We start from the raw sequence: 21,647 nt of genomic DNA on the forward strand, positions 1-21,647 counted from the left end.
GCAATGCTAACGGCCGGATGGCTCGTCTCGGCCGATTTATTCGAATGCCAGAGCTGACATGTCATTCTTGACATGTCGATTCCGGCCAGTGCATGCTCACTCCATGCCGAACACCTCCCGGATCGACGCCAGCACCGGAGTTGCCATGCCTGTCGACCGGCCCACCGATGACCCGCGCCCCAACGCCACGCTGGTGATGGTCCGAGGCCTGGCCTGGGACGTCGGCCTGCCCGTCGCCGCCTACTACGCACTGCGCCTGGCCGGCGCCACCGACTGGGTCGCCCTCCTCGCGGCGTCCGGCATCGCCGCCGCGAGGACCGTCTGGGGAGCGGTCCGCCACCACACGCTCAACCAGTTCGCCGTCGTGATGTTGCTGGTCTACGGCATCGGGTTGCTGCTGGCGTTCGTCAGCGGGGACCCCAAGGCGCTACTGCTTCAGAGCTCGCTGGTCACCGCGGCCGTGGGGGCGGTCTTCGTCGTCACAGCGATCCTGGGCAGGCGGCCGTTGACGCTCGCGGCGGCCCAGAGCCTCCTGCCCCCCAAGGCCGAGGAACTGGGAGACCGGTACCGGAACGAGCCGCACGTGCGCCGGGGGTTCCGGCTCACCTCCGCCGTGTGGGGTGTCGGCCTGCTGGCCGAGGCGGTGCTGCGGATTCCGCTCGTCGTCCTGCTGCCCGTCGACATCGGGGTCGGGGCGTCGAAAGGCCTGTTCGTCGCCACCTTCGTCGCGCTGATGGTCTGGAACGGCTGGTACATCGGCCGGGTCCTGTCCACTCCCGCGCAGGGGGAGAGCTCAACCGCGGATGCGGCCTGACTCCGTGGACCACTCCTTCTCGCGCAGCTCGAACTTCTGCACCTTGCCGGTGGACGTCTTCGGCAGCTCCTCCACGAACTCCACGGACTTGGGTGCCTTGTACCGCGCGATGCGACCCTTCACGTGCTCGATCAGCTCGTCCTCGGTGACGCTCTTCCCGTCGGCGAGCACCACGAACGCCTTCGGCCGCTCACCCCACTCCTCGTCGGGCACCCCGATCACGGCCGCCTCGACCACGGCCGGGTGGGAGACGACCGCCTGCTCCACCTCGATCGTCGAGATGTTCTCCCCGCCGGAGACCACCACGTCCTTCGCGCGGTCGCGAAGCTCCACGTAGCCGTCGGGGTGCAGCACGCCCAGGTCACCGGAGTGGAACCACCCGCCCTCGAACGCCTTCTCGGTGGCCGCCCGATCGTCGTAGTAGCCCAGCATCACGTTGTTGCCCCGCATCACGACCTCGCCCATCGTGGTGCCGTCGGCGGGGACGTCGTTCATCTCGGTGTCCACCACGCGCACCTTGTCGGCGCAGACCATGCCGACGCCCTGACGGGCCTGCCGGACGGCCCGCTCCTCGGGGTCGAGGTCGTCCCAGGCGTGCTGGTACTGGTTCACCGAGTACGGCCCGTAGGTCTCGGTCAGCCCGTAGACGTGCACGATCCGGAAACCCATCCGTTCCATCTGCAGGATCGTGGTGGGGCTGGGTGGCGCGCCTGCCGTGGTGACGGTGAGGGCGTGGTCGAGCTGCCGCGCCCCGGGCGCCCGCATGATCGTGGTGACCACGGTGGGCGCGCCGTTGAGGTGGGTGACCCGGTGTTCCTCGATGAGCTGCCAGATCACGTCGCCGCGCACTTCGCGCAGGCAGACGTGCGTGCCGCCGATCGCCGTGACGGCCCACGGCGTGCACCAGCCGTTGCAGTGGAACATCGGCAGCGTCCAGAGGTACACGCTGTCGAAGGTGTGCCCCGAGTGCACCACCTCGCCGAACGAGTTCAGGTAGGCGCCGCGGTGGGAGTACTGCACTCCCTTGGGCTTGCCGGTCGTCCCCGAGGTGTAGTTGATCGAGATGCACGCCGTCTCGTCCTCGACGGACCACGGCAGCGGTTCGTCGTGGCCGCGGGCGAGCAGGTCGTCATAGGTGACCCCGCTGCCGGTGCCGTCGCCGGGGTTCGCGGGGTCGACCACCGTGACGATCTCCTCGACGGTCTTCAGCTCGCGCGCGACCGGGGCCACCGTCGGGTGCAGGGCGGCGTCGATCACCAGGATCTTCGCGCCCGCGTGGTCGAGGATGTAGCGCACCTCCTCGGTGGACAGGCGCGTGTTGATCGCGACGAGCACCGCGCCGGCGAGTGGCACCGCGAAATGGGCCACGAGCATCTCGGGGATGTTCGGCAGCATGTAGGCGACACGGTCGCCTGCCTCGATCCCGGAGCCGCGCAGCGCGTGTGCCACGCGGGTGGTCTCCGCGGCGAGGTCCGCGTAGCTCAGCCGGCGTTCGCCGTAGACGATGGCCGTCTTGTCGGGGAAGACATCCGCGGAGCGCCGCAGGAATGCCAGTGGGGTCAGCGGGGTGTCCCAGACAGCAGTCATCGATGCTCCTCGGCGCAGGCGACACGGTCATGATGACCGAAATCGCCTGTCGGCGCGCCGGGAGCGGCGCGTCGTCCTCGCAGGTCCGGCGCCGGACCCCGCTCTAGTCGACCAGCTTGATGGCCGCCCGCGGGCAGGCGGCCACGGCCTCCTCGAGCGTCGGGCGCATCGACTCGGGCGGATTCTCGTCGAGGATGTAGAGGAAGTCGTCCTCCCGCACCTCGAACACCGCAGGGGCGATACCCATGCAGACGGCGTTGGACTCACACAGATCGAAGTCGACCACGACCTTCATGGCCACATCGTGCACCGCCAGCCGCCACGGCGATACTCAGGTGACCCTCACCTGAGCAGCGCCGTCACGCCGCCGCGGTGGTCACGGCGATGGTGTCCCTCCCGTCGTCACTCCTCCGGACTGCGTGACCCACCGGCCGCTCACGCGGTCGGCGGCCGTCACGAGCTTCCCGGGAGCGGCCTGCGGAGTGGTCACCGGAGTGGGGGCGACCACGGCGTCCGGTAGCTGGTCGCCGACGGCCTGATCGGCCGCCCAGGACCCTCGGTGCGGCAGCGACCCGCAGGCCACGCCGTCGGACGTGCCGCTGCCGGCGTCGTCGAGCGGGTGGGGGCGGGCCGGAGTGGCGTCGAGGGCGGCCTGGGCGTCTTCCTGGTAGGTGAAGTCGCCGCAGTCGAGGTCGTCGTAGGCGAGGGCGGTGCCGGTCATGCCGGCGACGAGGGCTGCGCTGAGCGCGGCGGCGGATGCGGCCGCGCGGGTACGACGGGACAGGTCCATGAGAGTCGGGGGTCCTCTCGGTGCAACGGTGCGGCCGGCGTGGGGGAGCGCCGACCTGTCCGGCTCATCTCCGAGCCGGCACCGAGCGTTACCGCATGACCACGAATGTGATGAAGTCGGATGTATCCGACTACCCGCGCCGCAGCACCGCGCGAAGCGTGTCGAGCACCGAGGCGTCATCGATCGTCGAGGGCACCGGCTCGTCGGCGCCGTCGGCGATCCCACGCATGGTCTTGCGCAGGATCTTGCCGGACCGGGTCTTGGGCAGAGCGGGCACGACGGCGACGTCCCTGAGGCTCGCGACCGCGCCGACCTGGTCGCGCACGAGCTGCACGAGCTCGCCGCGCAGCTGCTCCTCGTCGCGGTCGACACCGGCCTTGAGCACCACGAACCCGCGCGGGACCTGGCCCTTCATCGGGTCGGCCACGCCGATCACGGCGCACTCGGCCACGTCGGGATGGGACGCGAGCACCTCCTCCATCCCGCCGGTGGACAGCCGGTGCCCGGCCACGTTGATCACGTCGTCGGTGCGTCCCATGACGTAGACGTAGCCGTCCTCGTCGATGCGCCCGCCGTCGCCGGTGAGGTAGTAGCCCTCGAACGCGGACATGTAGGAGGAGACGAACCGCTCGTCGTCGTTCCACAGCGTCGGCAGCGAACCGGGTGGCATCGGCAGCTTGACGACGATCGCTCCGTCGGTGCCCGGCTCGGCGGGCTGCCCGGAGGCGTCGAGCACCTGCACGTCCCAGCCGGGCAGCGGTCTCGTCGGCGATCCCGGCTTGATCTCCAGCAGCTCGATGCCCGCCGGGTTGGCCACGATCGGCCATCCGGTCTCGGTCTGCCACCAGTGGTCGATCACCGGGATGCCGAGCAGGTCGGACGCCCAGCGGTGGGTCTCGGGGTCGAGCCGCTCGCCCGCGAGGAACAGGTACCGCAGCGTCGACAGGTCGTACTGGCCGAGCAGCTCGCCCTTCGGGTCCTCCTTCTTGATCGCCCGGAAGGCCGTGGGTGCGGTGAACAGGCTCGTGACGCCGTACTCGGCGACGACGCGCCAGAACTGCCCGGCGTCCGGGGTGCCGACCGGTTTGCCCTCGTAGAGCACCGTGGTCGCCCCGGCCAGCAGCGGCGCGTAGACGATGTAGGAGTGCCCGACGACCCACCCGACGTCGGACGCGGTGAAGATCGTCTCCCCGGTGTCGACGTCGTAGACGTTCGGCATCGACCAGCGCAGCGCCACCGCGTAGCCGCCGCCGTCGCGCACCACGCCCTTGGGCTTCCCGGTCGTGCCCGACGTGTAGAGGATGTAGAGCGGGTCGGTCGCGCGCACCGGCACGCAGTCGGCGGGCGAGGCCGCCGCCATCGCCTCGGCCCAGTCCACGTCGTTCTCCCCGAGCCCCGCCTCGGCCTGCGGACGCTGCAGGATCACGCACCGGGCCGGCTTGTGTTCCGCGAGCTCGATCGCCTTGTCCAGCAGCGGCTTGTACTCGATCACGCGCTTGCCCTCGATGCCGCAGGACGCGGAGACGATGACCGTGGGGGTGGCGTCGTCGATCCGGACCGCCAGCTCCTTCGGCGCGAAGCCGCCGAACACCACCGAGTGCACGGCGCCGATCCGGGCGCACGCGAGCATCGCCACCGCGGCTTCGGGCACCATCGGCAGGTAGATCACCACGCGGTCACCCGGGCCGACCCCCAGACCCGTGAGCACGCCGGCGAACAGCGCGACCTCGTCACGCAGCTGCGCATAGGTGTAGGTGTGCCGGGTGCCGGTCACCGGGGAGTCGTGGATCAGCGCGGCCTGCTCGCCGCGTCCGGCGTCGACGTGCCGGTCGAGGGCGTTGTGGCACACGTTGAGCTCCCCGTCGGGGAACCAGCGGTAGAACGGGGGCCGCGAGTCGTCGAGTGCCCGCGTCGGCGCCACGTGCCAGTCGATGGCCTCCGCGGCGCCGAGCCAGAACGCCTCGGGATCATCGGTGCTGGCCCGGAAGATGTCCTCGTACTCGCCCACGACGGCCTCCTCGCGCTGTGCCCCGTGGTCGTCGCCCCTGCGTCGACGCCGACCGGGCGGGAACCCGATCGAGACCCTAAGCGCTGGCGGGAGCGGTGGGCAGGTTCGCGTCAGGTCGCTGCCGATCTCCACCTGTTCGAGTGGTGAGGGCCCTACCGGGTCGCGGGCCGCGACCTGTCCATGCGGCCGACCGGGGGACGGCGTGACGCGACGTAGCGTCACCACCCGATCGGCCGACTCCCGGACGGGGCGCCGGCTCGTTCCACTGCGTGTAACGAGTTGCCTACTACCCGTTCGTGTGGCGCGTCCCGGTGCGCTCCGCAGGCTGCGGGCGATGAAGATTCCGCGGGAGGTTCTGCGGCGTCGGGGCGTCGGGCGGGCCGACGATCCGGGCTGGTGAGCCGGGGTGTGACCGAGGGGGACGGGTGAGCGGACCGGTGCGGTTCGGACGACGGGTGCGGGCTCTGCCGTGGCCGGGCCTGCAGTGGGCGCGGCACGCACCGTCCGGCCTCGCGGTCGCGGTGGCGCTCGTCCTGGCCGTGGGTGTCTCCGTCGGGACCTCCGCCACGGGAGGGGCCGCGGCGGACGTCCAGCCGGTCGCGGCGCCCGACGCGTGCGCACCGGACTGGGTCACCGGCTGGCAGACCGCGGCCCAGCCCGCACCCGGCAACCCGGCACTGGGTGGCAAGACGCTCCGCATGGTCGTGCACCCGCAGGTCACCGGTTCCGAGATCCGCCTCCGCCTGTCCAACGCCTACGGCACCGTGCCGCTGTCGGTCGCCGGCGTGTCGGCCGCCCGATCCGACGGCACGGCAGGCCTGCTGCCCGGCACCGCGACGGCTGTGACGTTCGGCGGGCAGCCGTCGGTCGTCATCCCCGAGGGTGCGGACATCCTGAGCGACCGGGTCCCGCTCGTCGCCGAGGCAGGCCGTCCGCTGGCGGTCAGCATGTACCTCCCGGTGGCCCCGCCCGTTCTCACGCAGCACTCGGTGGCGCTGCAGACCTCCTACGTGTCCCGTCGAGGGGACTGGACGCTCGGCGACGCGTCCGCCTTCCCCGTCCCCGTCGGTTCGTGGCTCGTGCTCACCGGCGTGGACGTGCTCGTGCCGCGTCCGGTCAACTCGGTGGTCACGGTCGGCGACTCGATCACCGACGGCGTCGGTAGCGGTCCCGACGCCGACGAACGCTGGTCGGACGCGTTGTCGGCCCGGCTCTCCAGGGCCGGTGGGGCCGCGGTGATGGCGGTGCTCAACGCCGGCATCGCGCGCAACCGGCTGCTCTCGGACGGCACCGCGGGTGGGGGTGACTCCCCGCTCACCCGTTTCGACCGGGACGTCGCCTCCGCCGCCGGCGCGACCGACGTGGTGCTGCACATCGGCACCAACGACGTGGCCGCGCGCCGGAGCGCCGCCGAGATCACCGAGGGCATGCGGCGGTTCGCCGAGCGCGCCAGGAGCGCGGGCCTGAGGGTGTTCCTCACGACGATCACCCCGTCGGACGCCGGACCCCACGGCACGTCCGCCGCGGTCGCGAACCGCGCCGCGGTGAACGCCTGGGTGCGCGTGCACGGGCGGGAGTACGCGGACGGGGTGTTCGACTTCGCGGCGAGCGTGGCCGACCCCGCGGAACCGACGAACCTGGCGCCCGAGTTCGACTCGGGCGACGGGCTGCACCTCTCCGCGGCCGGATACCGCGCGATGGCGGGCGCGGTGGACCCGGAACTGCTCACCGGCAGCCCGTGCCTCGCCGGCACCTCGCCGGTGCGCGTGCTGCTGTCGGGCGACTGACGACGACGGTTGCCTACTGCTGTCGCCTGCCGAGCCTGCGCAGGCCGCGCAGCCCGCGGTGCGGCCGGTCCTCCGATGTCTCCTCCGGGCCGCCGTCGACGACAGGGATCGGCCCGGTGGGGGTGTCCTCCCGGTTCAGCCGCTCGATCACCCAGTCCACGGCCAGCGCCCCGGGCGAGACGCCGCGGTCGTCGGCGATGCGCCGGAGCTGCTCGATCCGCAGCGCGGGCAGCCGCAGCTGGAACACCTGGGCCGAGCCGAAGCGTCCGGTCAGCTCCGTTTCGTGCTCACCGCTCCCGGCGAGGGCGGCGAGGTAGGAGTTGAGCTCAGGGTCCTCGACGGCCGGTTCCTGGGGAGCTGCCGGCCCGGGAGCGGGGGCACGGTGACGCGAGCGCGGACGGTCGCGGGGCGGAGGCATGGCGGGAGCCTACGACCGCGGCCGCCCGGCGCCGGCCGAGCGGGGTGGTGCGGTGGACGCCGACTCAGTCGGCGATGGCGTATCCGGCCTCGGTGACGGCCGCCTCGATCTCGGGGCGGGTGATCTCGCGGTCCGCCAGCACGGTGACGGCACCGCTGTCGAGGCTCACCTCGACGGCGTCGACGCCGTCGATCTCGCTGATCTCCTCGGTGACGGAACTCACGCAGTGGTGGCAGGTCATTCCGGTGACGGTGACCTGGGTGCGGAACGGTGCCTCGACGGACATGCAGAGCCTCCTCGGGTGTGGCTCGAATGGTGGCAGAACCGACATCGGATGCCACGACGGCCCACAGCGCTTCACGGACCGACGGCGACGATACCCGCAGGGGGTAAGCGGGCGTAGTGGTGTACCGCACCCCGGAGTGTTCTGTCCGTCACGCGACCGCCGGATCTTCCCCCGGGAAGAGGGGTGCGTCGCGGAGGGACGGTAGGTAACGTGCCGGTCACGGCCACGGGGGTGGCTGCGGGGCGTTCCGATCCGGGGTGGGGTACCCGGAACGGGTCAAGGCGGCCGATTTCTGCGGACGGTGCTGTCCGTCGTTCACGCGCCCCCGCTCGGTCCAGGCCTGGGTGACGACCGCACGGGGAGGCGTCGATGAGTGGTATCGGAAGTGCACGGCGGGAGATCGGTGAGGAACGGATGGCGCCCGGAGGCGCCATCCCGACCCAGCGCACGGCGGCGGACGCCTACCGCGTCTCCGACGACCAGCTGAACCGCGCGAGGTTGGTCGTCGCACGCAACTCCGCGGACTCCGACGATCTCCGGCAGTTGCTCGACATGCTCGGGCTGATCTCGGTCAACCCCGAGCAGCCACCGCCCGTGACCCGCTGACCGTCGGCCGGCTCGGCCGTGACCTGCGGTCGAGTCGGCTCGGGCGGTAAAGCACCCCCCGGGTTTCGGGCCCGCAAGGGCTCGTCCTATGCTTGTGTGGCTCCCAACGGACAGCCGTTGCGGGCGGGGACAGCCTCGGCGGTCCAAGCCCCCATCGTCTAGCGGCCTAGGACTCCGCCCTTTCAAGGCGGCAGCGCGGGTTCGAATCCCGTTGGGGGTACGTTCCACCAGCACCACCGTACGATGCAGTAACGCAAGGCCCAGTGGCGCAGTTGGTTAGCGCGTCGCCCTGTCACGGCGAAGGTCGCGGGTTCGAGTCCCGTCTGGGTCGCTCCACCATCCGGCACACCGCCGGTTCGGCCAGGTAGCTCAGTTGGTACGAGCGACCGCCTGAAAAGCGGTAGGTCGGCGGTTCGACCCCGCCCCTGGCCACAGTCCCCGCAGGTCACAGCCCGCGAGCTAGCCGTTCGGACGGGTGCGTCCAGTAACATGGCCGACGGAATGGTCGTCCGGCCTCCTGGCTGGACGGACGTCCTTCTCCACATCTTTCCGGTGATGCACCGTTGCCCGCCCGGTTGTCGCAGCTCACCGCTCGGCGAGTTGATCGGTCGTCCGTGCCGATGACGTAGGGTCGTCGCCCGGCTACCATCCGTCGGGGGATGGGGGGCATGCGAACGTGACGACAGCCCGGTTGAAAGGTTTCTCGGGAATGCGACTGCCGCGGCGCCGCCCAGGGGGGTTGACCCGTTGGGATGTCTGGTCGTCGCCGGCTCCGGTTCTCACCATCATCGTGATCGTCGAGCTGGTCGCTGTCGGCACACTCGCGGCGAGCCTGCGGCACGGCGTCGGCCAGCTGCCGTCCTCGTGGCTGCTCACCCTGGCGGTGCTCGTGGGGGCAGGCATCGTCAGCACGGAGGCGTCGCTCGGCGTCGAACGCGTCAGACGCCAGTCCGACGAGAGCCCGCACATCGATCTCAGCTCGGTCTGGACCTTCGCCGCCGCCGCACTGCTCCCTGGTCCGTTGGCCGTGGCCGTGGCGGTGCTGATCTACAGCCACATCTACGCACGGGTGTGGCGGCGCTCGGGCGTACCCCCGCATCGCGCGTTGTTCAGCGCGGCCACCGTCGTGCTCGCCGTGGAGGCCGCCGGGGCCGTGATGGGGCTGAGTGAGCCCGCCGTCCTCTTCCGCAGCGTGGGCGGCCTTCTCACAGTGCTGGGCGCACTCCTCGTGTACGCCGCCGTCAACATGGTGCTGGTCGTCGGCGTGATCGTGCTGTCAGGGCCCAACCGGCGGTTCAAGTCCTTCCTGCAGGTCCTCGCCCACGGTGACGACGCCGTGCTGGAGTTCGCCACCCTCTCGATGGGCGCGCTCGCCGCCTGCGCGATGGCGTCCTTCGGGGCCGCGTACGCGCTGCTGGTGCTCCCACCGCTGATCGTGCTGCACCGCACCGTCCTCGTCCGCCAGCTCGAGGAGGCGGCGAGCACCGACGGCAAGACCGGCCTGCTCAACGCCGCGGCCTGGCACACCCAGGCCGGTCAGGCGCTGCGCCGCATCGAGCGCGAGGGTGCCCACGCCACGGTCCTCGTCCTCGATCTCGACCACTTCAAGCAGGTCAACGACCAGTACGGCCACCTCGTGGGCGACCAGGTGCTGGCGGCCGTGGCGGAAGCCGTGCGTGCGGAGGTCCGTGAGGACGACCTCGTCGGCCGCTTCGGAGGTGAGGAGTTCGTCGTCCTCCTGCCCGGTCTCGACGGCGAGGAAGGGCACCCGGGCGCCGAGGCGGTGGCCGAACGGATCCGCCGCCGGATCAGGGGTCTGCGGGTCGACATCGCCGACCCGGTCGGCCAGGAGGTGATCGACCATCTCAGCGTGTCGATCGGGGGCGCGATGATGCCGGTCGACGGCACCGAGCTCACACAGCTGCTCGAGGTGGCCGACGCCGCGATGTACTGCGCGAAGCACGCGGGCCGCAACACCGTCCGGATGGGGCTCACCGGCTTCCCGGGACCGGTCGGAGGGCACCGGCGCCACTCCCCGCCCCGTCACGCCTGACCTGGCGGAATCCTCACCTGCAGGGGCCGTGGGACGATCGGGGTCCTACCGGGCCGCTGCGCCCGCGCCGCCGAGGAACCCGACGATGCCCGTACACCCGATCAGTGACGCGGTCCGGCCCCGCCGGTCCGGCCGCCGCCCTGTCACCTCCCGGTCCGAGATCGAGCACATCGCGCTCGACCTGTTCACCGAGCGCGGCTTCGAGACCACCACCGTGGATGACATCGCCGTCGCGGCCGGAATCGGGCGCCGCACCGTGTTCCGGTACTACGCCTCGAAGAACGACATCCCGTGGGGCGCGTTCGACGAGCAACTCGACCGCATGCGCCGCACCTTCGCCGACCTGCCAGCGGACATCCCGGTCATGACGGGCGTGCGCCGGGCGGTGCTCGACTTCAACGAGGTGGATCCGCAGGAGCAGCCGTGGCACCGGCGGCGCCTGCGGCTGATCCTGGGAACGCCCGCGCTCCAGGCCCACTCGACTCTGCGTTACGCCGAGTGGAGGCGGGTGGTGGCGGAGTACGCGGCGGCCCGGCTCGGTCTGGCGCCCGACGCACTGGTGCCCCAGACGATCGGGCACGCCTGCCTCGGGGTGGCGTTGGCCGCCTACGAGCACTGGCTCACCGAGGACAACGGCGATCTGCTGGAACTGCTCGACGCGGTCTTCCGCGCGCTGGAGCGCGGGCTCCTCCCGGAACCGGCGAGGTAGCCGGGCCCGCGGCTCAGCGGGTGAGCCGCTCCAGCCTGCGAGCCGTCGGCCAGCGCACGGAGTGGGCCCAGCCGAGCTTCCCGAAGACCCAGATGATGCGCGCGGAGATGTCCACCTGGCCGCGCTTCACCCCGTGCCGGGCGCAGGTCGGATCGGCGTGGTGCAGGTTGTGCCAGGACTCGCCGAACGACAGCACGGCGAGCCACCACACGTTGGCGGAGCGGTCGCGGGCGGCGAAGGGACGATCGCCCACCATGTGGCAGATCGAGTTGATCGACCACGTGACGTGGTGCAGCACGGCGACACGCACCAGGCCGGCCCAGAACAGTGCCGTCAATGCACCCCACCACGACCAGCTCACGAGCCCGCCGATGAGAGCGGGCAGACCGAGGCTGGTAACCGTCAGTAGGACGAAAAGGCGGTCGACGGCGGCGATGTCACGGTCGGCGAGGAGGTCGGGGGCGAAGCGGCGCGCATTGGTCCGGTCGCGTTGCAGCAGCCAGCCCATGTGCGAGTGCCAGAATCCGCGCGCCACGGCCGCAGGTCCGGTGCCGAACAACCACGGCGAGTGCGGGTCGCCGTCCTTGTCGGAGAACGCGTGGTGCCGCCTGTGATCGGCGACCCAGCCGACCACTCCGCCCTGGAAGGCGATACTTCCGGCCACCGCGAGTGCGATCCGCAGCGGTCGCTTGGCCTTGAACGAGCCGTGCGTGAAGTAGCGGTGGAACCCGACGGTGATGCCGAGGCCGCTCAGGATGTAGAAGGCCGATGCGAGGCCGACGTCGAGCCACGTCAGTCCCCAGCCCCAGGCCAGCGGCACCGCGGCGGCGAGTGCCAGCAGCGGCAGCACCATGAACGCGATGACGAGTGCCTGCTCGGTGTCCGACTTGCGGCCGTCGGTGAGTGGAGCAGCGGTGGCCGGCGGGCCTTCCTGCAGCACGGGGGGCATGAGCATCCTTCGCTTCGACGACATCGTGAGCCCGCTGCTTCGGCGGGGAACGGTGGCCGGACCGTCCGGATTCGCGGGCGCAGATCACGGTACGGCAACGTCCGGCTTCTTCCCCTGTCGTGGAACCGATGTCCCGGATCGAGTTCTTCGCGGTGAGGGGCCTCCGTGATAGGTTCTGCCGCGGTTGCAGTCGTGTCTTCCTCGATCGTTGTGAAGCGTCCGTGGAGAGTGACGGTGGGCTTCACAGGCGATCGAGAGGTTTCAGCGTTCGTCGGTGTTCCCGTGCAGCCCCCGGTCGGCACAGTGTCGGCAGGGTCCGCTTCACGTATGGAGAACAGGTATGCCGCAGGGCACCGTCAAGTGGTTCAACGCCGAGAAGGGCTTCGGCTTCATCGCGACCGACGACAACGGCCCGGACGTCTTCGTCCACTACTCGGCCATTCAGTCGGACGGCTTCCGCACGCTGGAGGAGAACCAGCGCGTCTCGTTCGAGGCGAGCCAGGGCGCCAAGGGACCGCAGGCCGACACGGTCCGCCCCATCTGAGAGAAGCCCTCTCGATCGAAGCTTCGGTGCCGGCGTCCCCCAGGGGCGCCGGCACCGGCGTTTTCCGGGGGCGTGGTCACCGGCCCGCTGTCCACGCGGCCGTACGGGCCACCCCTTCGTCGACGCCGACGGGTGAGAAGCCCAGCGCCCGGGCTCCCGCGTCGTCCACGCGCGCAGGCGGCAGGTGCCCGTAGACCTCCGAGCGGCGGGCGAACGTGTCGGCGTCCTCCCCGAGCGAGGAGCCCGGTGGCAGGACCTGCACCCGACGGCCACCGACGCGGTCGGCGAAGGAGTGCAGCACCCGACCGAACGTCGCGACCTCGCCGCACAGCACATACCGCCTGCCCGGCTCTCCGCGCTCCAGCGCGAGCAGGTGCCCCGCGGCCGCGTCCTCGGCGAGCACCCATCCCACGGCGGCATCCACCACGGCAGGCACCTCGCCGCGCGCGGCCGCGAGGAACAGGCTGTTGTAGGAGTACGGGCCGAGCGGGCTCGGCCCGTAGATGCTCACCGGGTTGACGATCACGGCCCCCAGGCCGTCGGCCGCCGCGGCGAGCACCAACTCCTCGGCCGCGGCCTTGCTCGCCGAGTAGGGATCGTTCAGCGCGGGTGCTCCCGACGGCGTCTCCGACACCAGCCCCGATGCGTCGATCACCGCGGCGCTGCTGCTGGTGTAGACGAAGCGCGACACCCCGGCGGCCACCGCGGCGGCGAGCACCGACCGGGTGCCCTCGACGTTCGCGACGCGGGTCCGCTCCGCTGAGCTCTCCACGGAGCCCGCGACGTGCAGCACCCCGTCGCAGCCGCGGACGGCCCGCTGCACCGAGTCGGCATCGGCCAGGTCGCCCACCACGACGTCGACCCCAGCGGGCAGGAGGTCCGCCGCCTTCGCCGCGTCCCGCACGAGGACGCGGACCTCGTGGCCGTCACGCACGGCCAACTCGAGCAGGGCGCTCCCCAGGTATCCGGTGGAACCGGTGACCATCAGCACCCGGTCATCGTCGCAGCCGCTGGTCGACGGCCACCGGTAGGCCGTGGCGGCGCGCCATGCGCAGCCGCCGCCAATCTCCCGACGCCAACCGGTCACCCGTCGTTCACCGAGCGTGGATCAGGCCGTCCACGAAAGAGTGCCCGCTCGTCTCGGCGGTCGGCTCGGTCATCGCTATGGGCTCTCCAATGCGTGACCGAGGCGTCATGCTCAGTGTTGAGAGTCACAGAGACACGCCATACGGGCTGGCTCCACAGACACATCGGAGGTTGTAGATGCCGGGCTGGGACAGCTACCGCGCGGTGTACGGCGCGGAGCTGCGCGCGGCGGCGCGGGAGTTCATCGACCACGGGTGGCCGGTGGTGGAGCAGTCGCCCACCTCGCTCCTGCTGGTCACGGGCACTGCGCTCGACGTTCTCGAAGTACCGGCGATCTGGGGCCGGCAGGTGTGCGCCCAGCTGCGCGACGCGGGGTCGGTGGTGCCGGTGGCGGCCACCCCCACCGGGTCGTGGTGGTTCCCGGTCACGCCGGGCGCTGTGCTCCCCGCCGAGCTTCGTGACATCGAGGGCGTCGTCCTGCACACAGCGGGTGCAGCGGTGCTGGCGCCGCCGTCCCAGGTGCCCGACGGGTGGGTCCACTGGCGCGTCGCGCCGGCACTCACCGGTTACCGGGTGCCGGGTGCAGGCTTGATCGTGCACGCCGCCGTCGACGTCGTTCGATGGTGGGCCGACCGTGAACCACACCCGGGCGCCCAGCGGCCCGCCGGTGCGGTGGCGGTCGGGATGCGGTTCTGACCGGACCGCGAAACCGGCCCCCGGTTCACCCCCGCTGACGCGGCTCGTCGCGCCGCGCCGGGGGGACCGGGACGCCGGTGGTGTGGCGCCCGAGGGTGCATCTCCCGCTGTGGGAGGTCCCTCGCCGCGCAGCCACACCACGAACGTGGCCGGGGTCGGTGGAACACCATCGACCCCGGCCAGACCCACGTCGCCGCCGGGGTTCTCCCGGGGCGGGAAGCCCCGCAACCGTTCCGGACAACACGTCCACGGGTGTGCGGGCACTATGGGTGCGTGCAGATCTCGGAGACCCCCCGGTCGGATGCGTCGGCTCCGGGCGCACAGCGCCCCGGGGGCCGGCGACCGGTCGTCGAGGTCGGTCTCGGCTTCGGCCGGATCGACGCGGCGACCAGGGCGCGCGACCTGCAACGGATGAAGCTCTTCGCCACCGGCCTGCTGCTGGTCGCCACGGTCGTCTTCCTGCTCTCGCGCTGGTGGGAGGTCAACGACGGTCCGGCCTGGATCGGGTACGTCCGGGCGACGGCAGAGGCCGGGATGGTCGGCGCGCTGGCCGACTGGTTCGCCGTCACGGCGCTCTTCCGGCGTCCGCTCGGACTGCCGATCCCGCACACCGCGATCATCCCGACGAAGAAGGACATGATCGGCGACAGCCTCGGCGACTTCGTCGGGGAGAACTTCCTGTCCGAGGACGTGGTGCGCGACAAGATCGCGCGCGTCCAGGTGGCGTCGCGGGTGGGGGCGTGGGTCGGCCAGGAGGCCAACGCGGACCGCATCACGGCCGAGCTCGCCACCGCGGCCCGCGGGGTGGTCACCGTCCTGCGTGACGAGGACGTGCAGGAGGTGATCGAGCAGATCCTCGTCCCGAAACTGATGGAGCGTCCGATCGGGCCGCCACTCGGCACGGTCTTGCAGGGGGTGCTGGCCGACGGATCGCACCGCCGCCTCGTCGACCTGGTGTGCGACCGGGCCTACGACTGGGTCACCGCCAACCACGACATGGTGCTGCGGATCGTGCACGAGAGGGCTCCCTCGTGGTCGCCGCGGTTCGTCGACGAGCTCATCGCCGACCGCGTCTTCCTCGAGGTACAGAACTTCGCCTGGGCCGTGAAGACCGATCCCGAGCATCCGTTGCGCCAGGCCGTCGACACGTTCCTCGTGGAGTTCGCCTCCGACCTGCAGAGCGACCCGGACACCATCGAGCGCGCCGAGCGGATCAAGCACCAGATCATCGGGCATCCGGATGTGCAGAAGTTCATCGGCCAGGCGTGGGGCACCGTGAAGACCATGATCCTCGACGCCGCGGCCGACCCGTCGAGCGCGCTGCGCGCCCGGGTGCGCTCCGGGCTCATCGCACTCGGCACCCGGCTGAGCACGGACCCTGATCTCCGCGGCAAGGTCGACGGCTGGCTCGCCCAGGCGGCCGGCTACGTCGTCCGGCACTACCGCGCGGAGATCACCACGCTGATCACCGACACCGTCGAGCGCTGGGACGCGCAGGAGACGTCGCGCAAGATCGAGCTACAGGTGGGCCGGGACCTGCAGTTCATCCGCATCAATGGCACCGTGGTGGGCGCCCTCGCCGGGCTCGTGATCTACACGGTCGGCCAGCTGGCCTTCGGGTCGTGATCGCGGTCGTCCGCGCCATCACCCGACCGCCGTACCGACCGCCAGGCCCACCCAGGCCGCGGCCAGGCCGGCCAGTACTGAGCCGATGGCGTTGAGGGCGGCGTAGCGTCCGCGACCCCGTTCGGCCAGCTCCACCGTCTCGGCGCCGAAGGTGGAGTAGGTGGTGAGCGCGCCGCAGAAGCCGGTGCCGACCAGCGCCGTGACGGCGGGGGAGGCGGCGGCGCCGACCACCAGTCCGAGCAGCGCCGAGCCCACCACGTTCACGATGAACGTGCCCCACGGCAGGGCGGCGCCGTAGCGCAGGCGCAGAACCCGGTCGGTCAGGTAGCGCGAGGGAGCCCCCACCGCGGCGCCGAGCACCACCAGCAGGGCGGTCACCGGTTGCTCGCAGACAGGCGCGGCCCATGGAGACCGATCCAGGTGGCGGCGAGGGCGCCGAGCAGCGTGCCGCCGACGTAGACGGCCACGGAGCCGGCACTCCCGTGCTGCACCAGCCGGACCGCGTCCACCGCGTAGCCGGAGAACGTGGTGAACCCGCCGAGCACGCCGGTGCCCAGGAACGGGCGCAGCAGGTGGTGCCGGGGGCGGCGGGCAACCGCAGCGATCAGCAGGCCGATCAACAGGCATCCCACGATGTTGATCGCCAGCGTGGCCCACGGGACGTCTCCGAGCCGCGTTGGCCAGGCCAGCCCGACGGCCCAGCGGGCCAACGCCCCGAGCAGGCCGCCTGCTGACACCGCCGCGAGGACGGGGCCCTGGCCGGCGAGCACAGGCGTCTGTTCCACAGCAGGATCCTCCCCCGAGACGAGTTGTCGCCGCTCGTGGCTGTGGGCAAGCTCGCTGCCAGCGCAAGCACGGTGCTTGCAACAGCTAGCGCTCCGGCGTATGGTCGGTTCGACGGAACAGAGGTGAGTGAATGTCAGCGCCGAGGGACCCGTCCCCCAAGCCCGAAGGGCCCGGGGAGCGCGTCGGCCACGCGGTCGAGCAGGTCGGCCAGGTCGTCGAGCAGGCAGGTCTGGCCGTCGGTCAGGCCGTCGACGACATCGGCAGCTACATCCGCAGCCAGCGGGAGGGCGCGCAGGTGTCGCTGCGTCAGCTCGCCCGCACCGCCGGCGTCAGCAACCCCTACCTCAGCCAGATCGAGCGAGGGCTGCGCAAGCCGTCGGCCGAGATCCTGCAGCAGATCGCGAAGGGGCTGCGGATCTCCGCAGAGGCCCTGTACGTGAAGGCCGGAATTCTCGACGAGAAGCCGGCGAGCGACGTCACCGACGCCGTGCTCGCCGATCCGACCCTGACGGAGCGCCAGAAGCAGGTGCTCCTGGACGTCTACCAGTCATTCCGGCGGCAGAACGACGAGCCCGTCGCTCCCCGCCCCACAACCGAACGATCCTGACCACGAGGAGTGATCATCATGCCCGTGTCACTACCGACCGCCGCGGACGTGCGCAAGGCACGCGAGCAGGCCGCCAAGTCCGCCGCCGAGCGGGCCGAGGCCGCACGTACCCCGTTGCTGGCCGTCCTGGGTGCAGGCGAGCTCGCCGTCACCGCGGTGTCCAAGGCCGCCGAGGTGGCCCGTGCCCGTGCCGCCGTGGCCCGTACCCGCGCCACCGAGCAGGCCGGGGACGTCCAGAACCGCGTGGCCGAGCTTCCGCAGCGCCTCAACTCCGAGGAGCTGCGCAAGACGGTCGCCGAGCTACGCGTACAGGCCGAGCAGGCCTACGCGGGCTTCGCGGAGCGCGGTGAGAAGACCTGGGGCCGCATCCGCAAGCAGCCGCAGGTGGAGCAGGCTCTCGCGACGTTCGGGTCCTACACCGAGAAGCTCGACGCGCGCGTCGACGACCTGGTGGACGACGCCCGTGACGCCGCGACGAAGGCGCTGGCCACGGTCACCACGCAGACCCGGTCCACCGGTGAGCGGGTGGCGCGCGCCAGCCAGCGCATCAGCGGGCGGGCCGCCGAGACCGTCACCGACGTCACCGGCGACGCGTCCAAGGCGGTGGCCCAGGCCGGCGCCGGGGCGGCCGACGTGATCACCGACGCCGGCACCGAGGTCGCCCACGACACCCGCAGCGCCACGCGGAAGACGGCCAACCGCACGGCTCCGGTGGAGACGCCGAAGCCCGCAGCACGCAAGCCCGCCGCGCGCCGCACCGGCTCGACCAACGGCACCGGTCCCAAGGGCTGACCGCACGGAGGAGCAGCCCTCCTCCATCCTGACGAGCGCCCCCGAGGTTCGGTTACTCCTCGGGGGCGCTTCGTCGTCGGGGTCCGGGGTAGGCTGCCCGGTGTGAGCCTGCTGTATGACCTCGATGACTGGGTTCTGTGGGCGCTGTGGCTGCTGGCCATCCCGGTGGGTGCCTACGCCTTCATCCACGCCCTGATGCAGCGCGCCGACGCCTTCACGGCGGCCGACAAGCTCACCAAGCCTGCGTGGCTCGGCATCACGGGCGCCAGCGTGCTCGTTCTCGTCGTCTTCCAGGGCGGCCCGCGGAGCAGCGGCACGCTGTTCTGGCTGGCGGCGCTCGTTGCCGTGCTCGTGTACATCGTCGACGTCAAACCCGCCGTGGTCGGCGTGCAGGGTGGCGGTCAGCGCTGGTGAGTGCCTGGTCCGTACTGGGCTCGCTGCACGCAGTCCCCGCTCTCGACCGTCCCGACCTGCTGGGCGAGCCCGTCGCCCACGCGCTCAAGCTGCTCGATCCGGCCGACGCCGCGCTGGTCGGCGTGGCGGAGATCGATCCCGGCCTGGCCGACACGGCCGCGTTCTGTGAGGCATACGGCTCCCCGCTCGACGGATCCGCCAACTGTGTCGTGGTGGCAGGCCGCCGCGGCGAGACCGTCAGCTACGCGGCGTGCCTGGTGCTGGCCACCACCCGGGCCGACGTCAACGGCCTCGTCCGCAAGCGCCTGAACGCGCGCAAGGCCTCGTTCGCCCCGATGGACGACGCCGTCGCCATCACGGGCATGGAGTACGGCGGCATCACGCCCGTCGGCCTGCCGGACGACTGGCCGGTGCTCGTCGACGCAGCGGTGGCGGCGGCTCCTGCCGTGGTGATCGGGAGCGGGGTGCGGCACTCGAAGCTCGCGCTGCCCGGCGCGCTGGCGGCACGGCTCCCTGGCGCAGAGGTGGTCGACGGCCTCGGGCGTTGAGTCGCTCTTGCTCAACCTTCCTGCGTTCGCTCATGGCGGACTTACTTGAACGCTGGAATTCCGACAACGGTGTAAGCGTTGACCGGGGCATGACAGAGACGCTGAAGCTGCCGGTGCTTCCGCTCGCCGACTCGGTGGTGCTGCCCGGCATGGTGGTTCCCGTCCGGCTCGACGAGCCGGAGATCCAGGCAGCGGTCGATGCAGCGAACAGCGGTATCGATGCCGGCTCCGCTGGCGCTGCGCCTGGTGATCGCAAGGTGCTGGTCGTCCCACGCCTCGACGGCAAGTACGCCGCCGTGGGCACGATCGCCGTCCTCGAGCAGGTCGGCAGGCTCCCCAGCGGGGAGCGGGCGGCCGTGGTGCGCGGCGAGGGTCGCGCGCAGATCGGGTCCGGTGTCACCGGTCCCGGTGCCGCACTGTGGGTGGAGGCGACTCCGATCCCCGAGTCGCCCGTCACGGGCAAGGCGACCGAGCTCGCCAAGGAGTACAAGGCACTGGTCGTCGGGATCCTGCAGCAGCGCGGCGCGTGGCAGGTCATCGACTCGGTGCAGCAGATCACCGACCCCGGACAGCTCGCCGACACCGCCGGCTGGGCGTCCTACCTCGACCTGGACCACAAGGCCCAGCTGCTCGCCGAGACCGACACGGTCAAGCGGCTCGAGCTGCTGATCGAATGGACCCGCGAGCACGTCGCCGAGCAGGAGATCTCCGAGAAGATCTCCAACGACGTCCGTGAGGGCATGGAGAAGACCCAGCGCGAGTTCCTGCTGCGCCAGCAGCTGGCCGCGATCCGCAAGGAGCTGGGTGAGGACGAGCCCGAAGGGGCCGACGACTACCGCACCCGGGTGGAGAACGCCGACCTGCCCGAGCACGTGCGCAAGGCCGCGCTGACCGAGGTCGGCAAGCTGGAGCGGGCATCGGACCAGAGCCCGGAGTCGGGCTGGATCCGCACCTGGCTGGACACCGTCCTCGACATCCCGTGGACCACGACCACCGAGGACACCGACGACCTGGTGGCCGCACGGGCGATCCTCGACTCCGACCACGCGGGCCTCGACGACGTCAAGGAGCGGCTGATCGAGTTCCTGGCCATCCGGGCTCGTCGCAACCGCCGCGGTCTCGACAAGGTCGGGGGCCGTGGGTCCGGTGCGGTCCTGTCGCTGGTCGGTCCGCCCGGTGTCGGCAAGACGTCGCTGGGTGAGTCGGTCGCACGAGCGCTCGGCCGCAAGTTCGTGCGGGTCGCCCTCGGTGGCGTCCGCGACGAGGCCGAGATCCGGGGCCACCGGCGCACCTACGTCGGCGCGCTGCCCGGCCGGATCGTCCGGGCCATCCGGGAGGCAGGCGCGATGAACCCCGTCGTGCTGCTCGACGAGATCGACAAGGTCGGCAGCGACTTCCGCGGCGACCCGACCGCGGCGCTGCTCGAGGTGCTCGACCCGGCGCAGAACCACACGTTCCGCGACCACTACCTCGAGGTCGACCTCGACCTGTCCGACGTGCTGTTCCTCGCCACCGCCAACGCCTACGACACCATCCCCGGCCCGCTGCTGGACCGCATGGAGGTCGTGACGCTCGACGGCTACACCGAGGCGGAGAAGGTCGCCATCGCGCGCGACCACCTGCTGCCGCGGCAGGTCGAGAAGGCGGGCCTGGAGCCGTCCGACGTGGAGTTCTCCGAGGTCGCACTCGGCATGATCGCCGCGGAGTACACGCGTGAGGCAGGTGTGCGGCAGCTCGAGCGGGGCCTGGCGAAGGTCCTGCGGAAGGTCGCCGTGCAGGTCGACTCATCGGACGTCGAGCGCCCGGTGCACATCGACGCGGACGCGCTGGTCGGCTACCTCGGCAGGCCGAAGTTCACGCCGGAGTCGGCGGAGCGGACCTCCGTGCCGGGCGTCGCGACCGGTCTCGCCGTCACCGGCGCCGGTGGGGACGTGCTGTTCATCGAGGCCACCTCGATGGAGGGCGAGCCGGGGCTGACCGTGACCGGCCAGCTCGGTGACGTCATGAAGGAGTCGGTGTCGATCGCACTGAGCTACCTGCGGTCCCGCGGGCTGGCAGGCGATCTGGCCTCGCGCAAGCTGCACATCCACGTGCCGGCGGGCGCGGTCCCGAAGGACGGCCCGAGCGCGGGGATCACGATGACCACGGCGCTGGCGTCGCTCGCGAGCGGGCGGCCGGTGAAGTCGTCGGTCGGGATGACCGGCGAGGTCACGCTGCAGGGCAAGGTCCTGCCGATCGGTGGGGTCAAGCAGAAGCTGCTGGCCGCCCACCGGGCCGGGCTGACCGACGTGATCATCCCGAAGCGCAACGAGCCCGACCTCGACGATCTGCCGGAGTCGGTGCGCGGTGAGCTGCGGGTGCACCCGGTGTCCGACGTGTCCGACGTCCTGGAGCTGGCCCTGGAGCCCGCCCCGGTGGCCGTCGCTGCCTGATCCGTAGTCCCCGAAACGGGTGGTCGCGCACCGCGACCACCCGTTTCGCGTTCCTGCCCTGGGATGTTCGGAGCCGTAGTGCTGTCCTCAGCCCCGCGCCGGAGCAGGA

General features: G+C 71.4%; 23 protein-coding genes and 3 tRNA genes. 16 read left to right on the forward strand and 10 right to left on the reverse strand.

All coding sequences use genetic code 11. The features are described from left to right. Positions 1 to 103: 103 nt before the first annotated feature. Entirely contained in the window at positions 104 to 814 is a 711-nt protein-coding gene (locus tag AC5L35_RS21440; RefSeq protein ID WP_495061450.1) for a VC0807 family protein, read from the forward strand. Here AC5L35_RS21440 and AC5L35_RS21445 read toward each other — a convergent pair. From AC5L35_RS21445 to AC5L35_RS21460, 4 genes are all read right to left on the reverse strand, one after another. Next, the gene (locus tag AC5L35_RS21445; protein WP_495061451.1) at positions 794 to 2,401 is read right to left on the reverse strand and encodes an acyl--CoA ligase family protein; all 1,608 of its coding nucleotides are present in this window, start codon (positions 2,399 to 2,401) and stop codon (positions 794 to 796) included. The two genes, AC5L35_RS21440 and AC5L35_RS21445, sit on opposite strands and share 21 nt — an antisense overlap. A 103-nt stretch (positions 2,402 to 2,504) precedes the next feature. Continuing rightward, the gene (locus AC5L35_RS21450; protein WP_495061452.1) at positions 2,505 to 2,696 is read right to left on the reverse strand and encodes a ferredoxin; all 192 of its coding nucleotides are present in this window, start codon (positions 2,694 to 2,696) and stop codon (positions 2,505 to 2,507) included. 81 nt (positions 2,697 to 2,777) lie between these two features. Next, the gene (locus AC5L35_RS21455; RefSeq protein ID WP_495061453.1) at positions 2,778 to 3,191 is read right to left on the reverse strand and encodes a hypothetical protein; all 414 of its coding nucleotides are present in this window, start codon (positions 3,189 to 3,191) and stop codon (positions 2,778 to 2,780) included. Between the two features lie 130 nt (positions 3,192 to 3,321). Beyond that, on the reverse strand, positions 3,322 to 5,199 hold the full coding sequence (locus AC5L35_RS21460; protein ID WP_495061454.1) for a propionyl-CoA synthetase: 1,878 nt from the start codon (positions 5,197 to 5,199) through the stop codon (positions 3,322 to 3,324). Positions 5,200 to 5,624: 425 nt separating this feature from the next. Between AC5L35_RS21460 and AC5L35_RS21465 the strand changes: the two genes are divergently transcribed. Then, a complete protein-coding gene (locus tag AC5L35_RS21465; RefSeq protein WP_495061455.1) occupies positions 5,625 to 6,986 on the forward strand; it encodes a GDSL-type esterase/lipase family protein in 1,362 nt (453 codons plus the stop codon). Positions 6,987 to 6,999: 13 nt separating this feature from the next. On the opposite strand, the gene AC5L35_RS21470 is transcribed toward AC5L35_RS21465, so the two are convergent. Both AC5L35_RS21470 and AC5L35_RS21475 read right to left on the reverse strand, forming a co-directional pair. Beyond that, positions 7,000 to 7,404, reverse strand: coding sequence for a hypothetical protein (locus AC5L35_RS21470; protein WP_495061456.1), 405 nt, complete (start codon positions 7,402 to 7,404; stop codon positions 7,000 to 7,002). 64 nt (positions 7,405 to 7,468) lie between these two features. Next, positions 7,469 to 7,690, reverse strand: coding sequence for a heavy-metal-associated domain-containing protein (locus AC5L35_RS21475; RefSeq protein WP_495061457.1), 222 nt, complete (start codon positions 7,688 to 7,690; stop codon positions 7,469 to 7,471). A 369-nt stretch (positions 7,691 to 8,059) separates the two neighbouring features. Between AC5L35_RS21475 and AC5L35_RS21480 the strand changes: the two genes are divergently transcribed. The 6 genes from AC5L35_RS21480 to mftR all read left to right on the forward strand — a co-directional run bounded on the left by AC5L35_RS21480 (position 8,060) and on the right by mftR (position 11,058). Next, complete coding sequence (locus AC5L35_RS21480) at positions 8,060 to 8,296, forward strand: hypothetical protein (RefSeq protein WP_495061458.1); 237 nt, start codon at positions 8,060 to 8,062, stop codon at positions 8,294 to 8,296. A 147-nt stretch (positions 8,297 to 8,443) separates the two neighbouring features. Continuing rightward, positions 8,444 to 8,516, forward strand: a tRNA-Glu gene (locus AC5L35_RS21485). A gap of 37 nt (positions 8,517 to 8,553) precedes the next feature. Continuing rightward, positions 8,554 to 8,627: transfer RNA gene (locus AC5L35_RS21490), tRNA-Asp, on the forward strand. Positions 8,628 to 8,654: 27 nt separating this feature from the next. Then, positions 8,655 to 8,728: transfer RNA gene (locus AC5L35_RS21495), tRNA-Phe, on the forward strand. A 358-nt stretch (positions 8,729 to 9,086) separates the two neighbouring features. Then, complete coding sequence (locus AC5L35_RS21500; RefSeq protein ID WP_495061459.1) at positions 9,087 to 10,349, forward strand: GGDEF domain-containing protein; 1,263 nt, start codon at positions 9,087 to 9,089, stop codon at positions 10,347 to 10,349. An 85-nt stretch (positions 10,350 to 10,434) separates the two neighbouring features. After that, a complete protein-coding gene (gene mftR, locus AC5L35_RS21505; protein ID WP_495061460.1) occupies positions 10,435 to 11,058 on the forward strand; it encodes a mycofactocin system transcriptional regulator MftR in 624 nt (207 codons plus the stop codon). 13 nt (positions 11,059 to 11,071) lie between these two features. Here mftR and AC5L35_RS21510 read toward each other — a convergent pair whose 3' ends face one another. Next, positions 11,072 to 12,007 (reverse strand): acyl-CoA desaturase, encoded by a 936-nt coding sequence (locus AC5L35_RS21510; protein WP_495061461.1) that lies wholly within the window; start codon positions 12,005 to 12,007, stop codon positions 11,072 to 11,074. A gap of 340 nt (positions 12,008 to 12,347) precedes the next feature. Between AC5L35_RS21510 and AC5L35_RS21515 the strand changes: the two genes are divergently transcribed. Next, entirely contained in the window at positions 12,348 to 12,551 is a 204-nt protein-coding gene (locus AC5L35_RS21515; protein ID WP_142059975.1) for a cold-shock protein, read from the forward strand. 76 nt (positions 12,552 to 12,627) lie between these two features. On the opposite strand, the gene AC5L35_RS21520 is transcribed toward AC5L35_RS21515, so the two are convergent. Beyond that, positions 12,628 to 13,536, reverse strand: coding sequence for an NAD-dependent epimerase/dehydratase family protein (locus AC5L35_RS21520; RefSeq protein ID WP_495061611.1), 909 nt, complete (start codon positions 13,534 to 13,536; stop codon positions 12,628 to 12,630). A gap of 278 nt (positions 13,537 to 13,814) precedes the next feature. Between AC5L35_RS21520 and AC5L35_RS21525 the strand changes: the two genes are divergently transcribed. Together AC5L35_RS21525 and AC5L35_RS21530 are read left to right on the forward strand one after the other, a co-directional pair. Beyond that, complete coding sequence (locus AC5L35_RS21525) at positions 13,815 to 14,333, forward strand: hypothetical protein (protein ID WP_495061462.1); 519 nt, start codon at positions 13,815 to 13,817, stop codon at positions 14,331 to 14,333. Between the two features lie 411 nt (positions 14,334 to 14,744). Then, complete coding sequence (locus AC5L35_RS21530; protein WP_495061612.1) at positions 14,745 to 15,959, forward strand: DUF445 domain-containing protein; 1,215 nt, start codon at positions 14,745 to 14,747, stop codon at positions 15,957 to 15,959. A gap of 18 nt (positions 15,960 to 15,977) precedes the next feature. On the opposite strand, the gene crcB (AC5L35_RS21535) is transcribed toward AC5L35_RS21530, so the two are convergent. Both crcB (AC5L35_RS21535) and crcB (AC5L35_RS21540) read right to left on the reverse strand, forming a co-directional pair. Next, positions 15,978 to 16,337, reverse strand: coding sequence for a fluoride efflux transporter CrcB (gene crcB / locus AC5L35_RS21535; protein WP_495061463.1), 360 nt, complete (start codon positions 16,335 to 16,337; stop codon positions 15,978 to 15,980). Further along, entirely contained in the window at positions 16,334 to 16,744 is a 411-nt protein-coding gene (gene crcB / locus AC5L35_RS21540) for a fluoride efflux transporter CrcB (RefSeq protein WP_495061464.1), read from the reverse strand. Before crcB (AC5L35_RS21540) ends, crcB (AC5L35_RS21535) begins: the two co-directional genes overlap by 4 nt. 131 nt (positions 16,745 to 16,875) lie before the next feature. Between crcB (AC5L35_RS21540) and AC5L35_RS21545 the strand changes: the two genes are divergently transcribed. The 5 genes from AC5L35_RS21545 to lon all read left to right on the forward strand — a co-directional run bounded on the left by AC5L35_RS21545 (position 16,876) and on the right by lon (position 21,538). Continuing rightward, entirely contained in the window at positions 16,876 to 17,352 is a 477-nt protein-coding gene (locus AC5L35_RS21545; protein WP_495061465.1) for a helix-turn-helix domain-containing protein, read from the forward strand. Between the two features lie 18 nt (positions 17,353 to 17,370). Next, positions 17,371 to 18,144: a hypothetical protein gene (locus AC5L35_RS21550; protein ID WP_495061466.1), complete on the forward strand. Its 774-nt coding sequence runs from the start codon at positions 17,371 to 17,373 to the stop codon at positions 18,142 to 18,144. A gap of 111 nt (positions 18,145 to 18,255) precedes the next feature. Beyond that, entirely contained in the window at positions 18,256 to 18,558 is a 303-nt protein-coding gene (locus tag AC5L35_RS21555) for a DUF2516 family protein (protein ID WP_211174818.1), read from the forward strand. Then, complete coding sequence (locus tag AC5L35_RS21560; protein ID WP_495061467.1) at positions 18,555 to 19,106, forward strand: YbaK/EbsC family protein; 552 nt, start codon at positions 18,555 to 18,557, stop codon at positions 19,104 to 19,106. Before AC5L35_RS21555 ends, AC5L35_RS21560 begins: the two co-directional genes overlap by 4 nt. An 89-nt stretch (positions 19,107 to 19,195) precedes the next feature. Beyond that, a complete protein-coding gene (gene lon, locus AC5L35_RS21565) occupies positions 19,196 to 21,538 on the forward strand; it encodes an endopeptidase La (protein WP_495061468.1) in 2,343 nt (780 codons plus the stop codon). Positions 21,539 to 21,647: the final 109 nt, after the last annotated feature.

The organism is Pseudonocardia sp. OZ21, assembly GCF_059359135.1.

Coding starts and splice junctions, on each gene's coding strand:
- AC5L35_RS21445 (WP_495061451.1), bottom strand. CDS start 2,401: ATGACTGCTGTCTGGGACACCCCGCTGACCCCACTGGCATTCCTGCGG.
- AC5L35_RS21550 (WP_495061466.1), top strand. CDS start 17,371: ATGCCCGTGTCACTACCGACCGCCGCGGACGTGCGCAAGGCACGCGAG.
- AC5L35_RS21515 (WP_142059975.1), top strand. CDS start 12,348: ATGCCGCAGGGCACCGTCAAGTGGTTCAACGCCGAGAAGGGCTTCGGC.
- AC5L35_RS21450 (WP_495061452.1), bottom strand. CDS start 2,696: ATGAAGGTCGTGGTCGACTTCGATCTGTGTGAGTCCAACGCCGTCTGC.
- AC5L35_RS21520 (WP_495061611.1), bottom strand. CDS start 13,536: ATGGTCACCGGTTCCACCGGATACCTGGGGAGCGCCCTGCTCGAGTTG.
- AC5L35_RS21545 (WP_495061465.1), top strand. CDS start 16,876: ATGTCAGCGCCGAGGGACCCGTCCCCCAAGCCCGAAGGGCCCGGGGAG.
- AC5L35_RS21480 (WP_495061458.1), top strand. CDS start 8,060: ATGAGTGGTATCGGAAGTGCACGGCGGGAGATCGGTGAGGAACGGATG.
- mftR (WP_495061460.1), top strand. CDS start 10,435: ATGCCCGTACACCCGATCAGTGACGCGGTCCGGCCCCGCCGGTCCGGC.
- lon (WP_495061468.1), top strand. CDS start 19,196: ATGACAGAGACGCTGAAGCTGCCGGTGCTTCCGCTCGCCGACTCGGTG.
- AC5L35_RS21455 (WP_495061453.1), bottom strand. CDS start 3,191: ATGGACCTGTCCCGTCGTACCCGCGCGGCCGCATCCGCCGCCGCGCTC.
- AC5L35_RS21475 (WP_495061457.1), bottom strand. CDS start 7,690: ATGTCCGTCGAGGCACCGTTCCGCACCCAGGTCACCGTCACCGGAATG.
- AC5L35_RS21530 (WP_495061612.1), top strand. CDS start 14,745: ATGAAGCTCTTCGCCACCGGCCTGCTGCTGGTCGCCACGGTCGTCTTC.
- AC5L35_RS21510 (WP_495061461.1), bottom strand. CDS start 12,007: ATGCCCCCCGTGCTGCAGGAAGGCCCGCCGGCCACCGCTGCTCCACTC.
- AC5L35_RS21525 (WP_495061462.1), top strand. CDS start 13,815: ATGCCGGGCTGGGACAGCTACCGCGCGGTGTACGGCGCGGAGCTGCGC.
- AC5L35_RS21470 (WP_495061456.1), bottom strand. CDS start 7,404: ATGCCTCCGCCCCGCGACCGTCCGCGCTCGCGTCACCGTGCCCCCGCT.
- AC5L35_RS21440 (WP_495061450.1), top strand. CDS start 104: ATGCCGAACACCTCCCGGATCGACGCCAGCACCGGAGTTGCCATGCCT.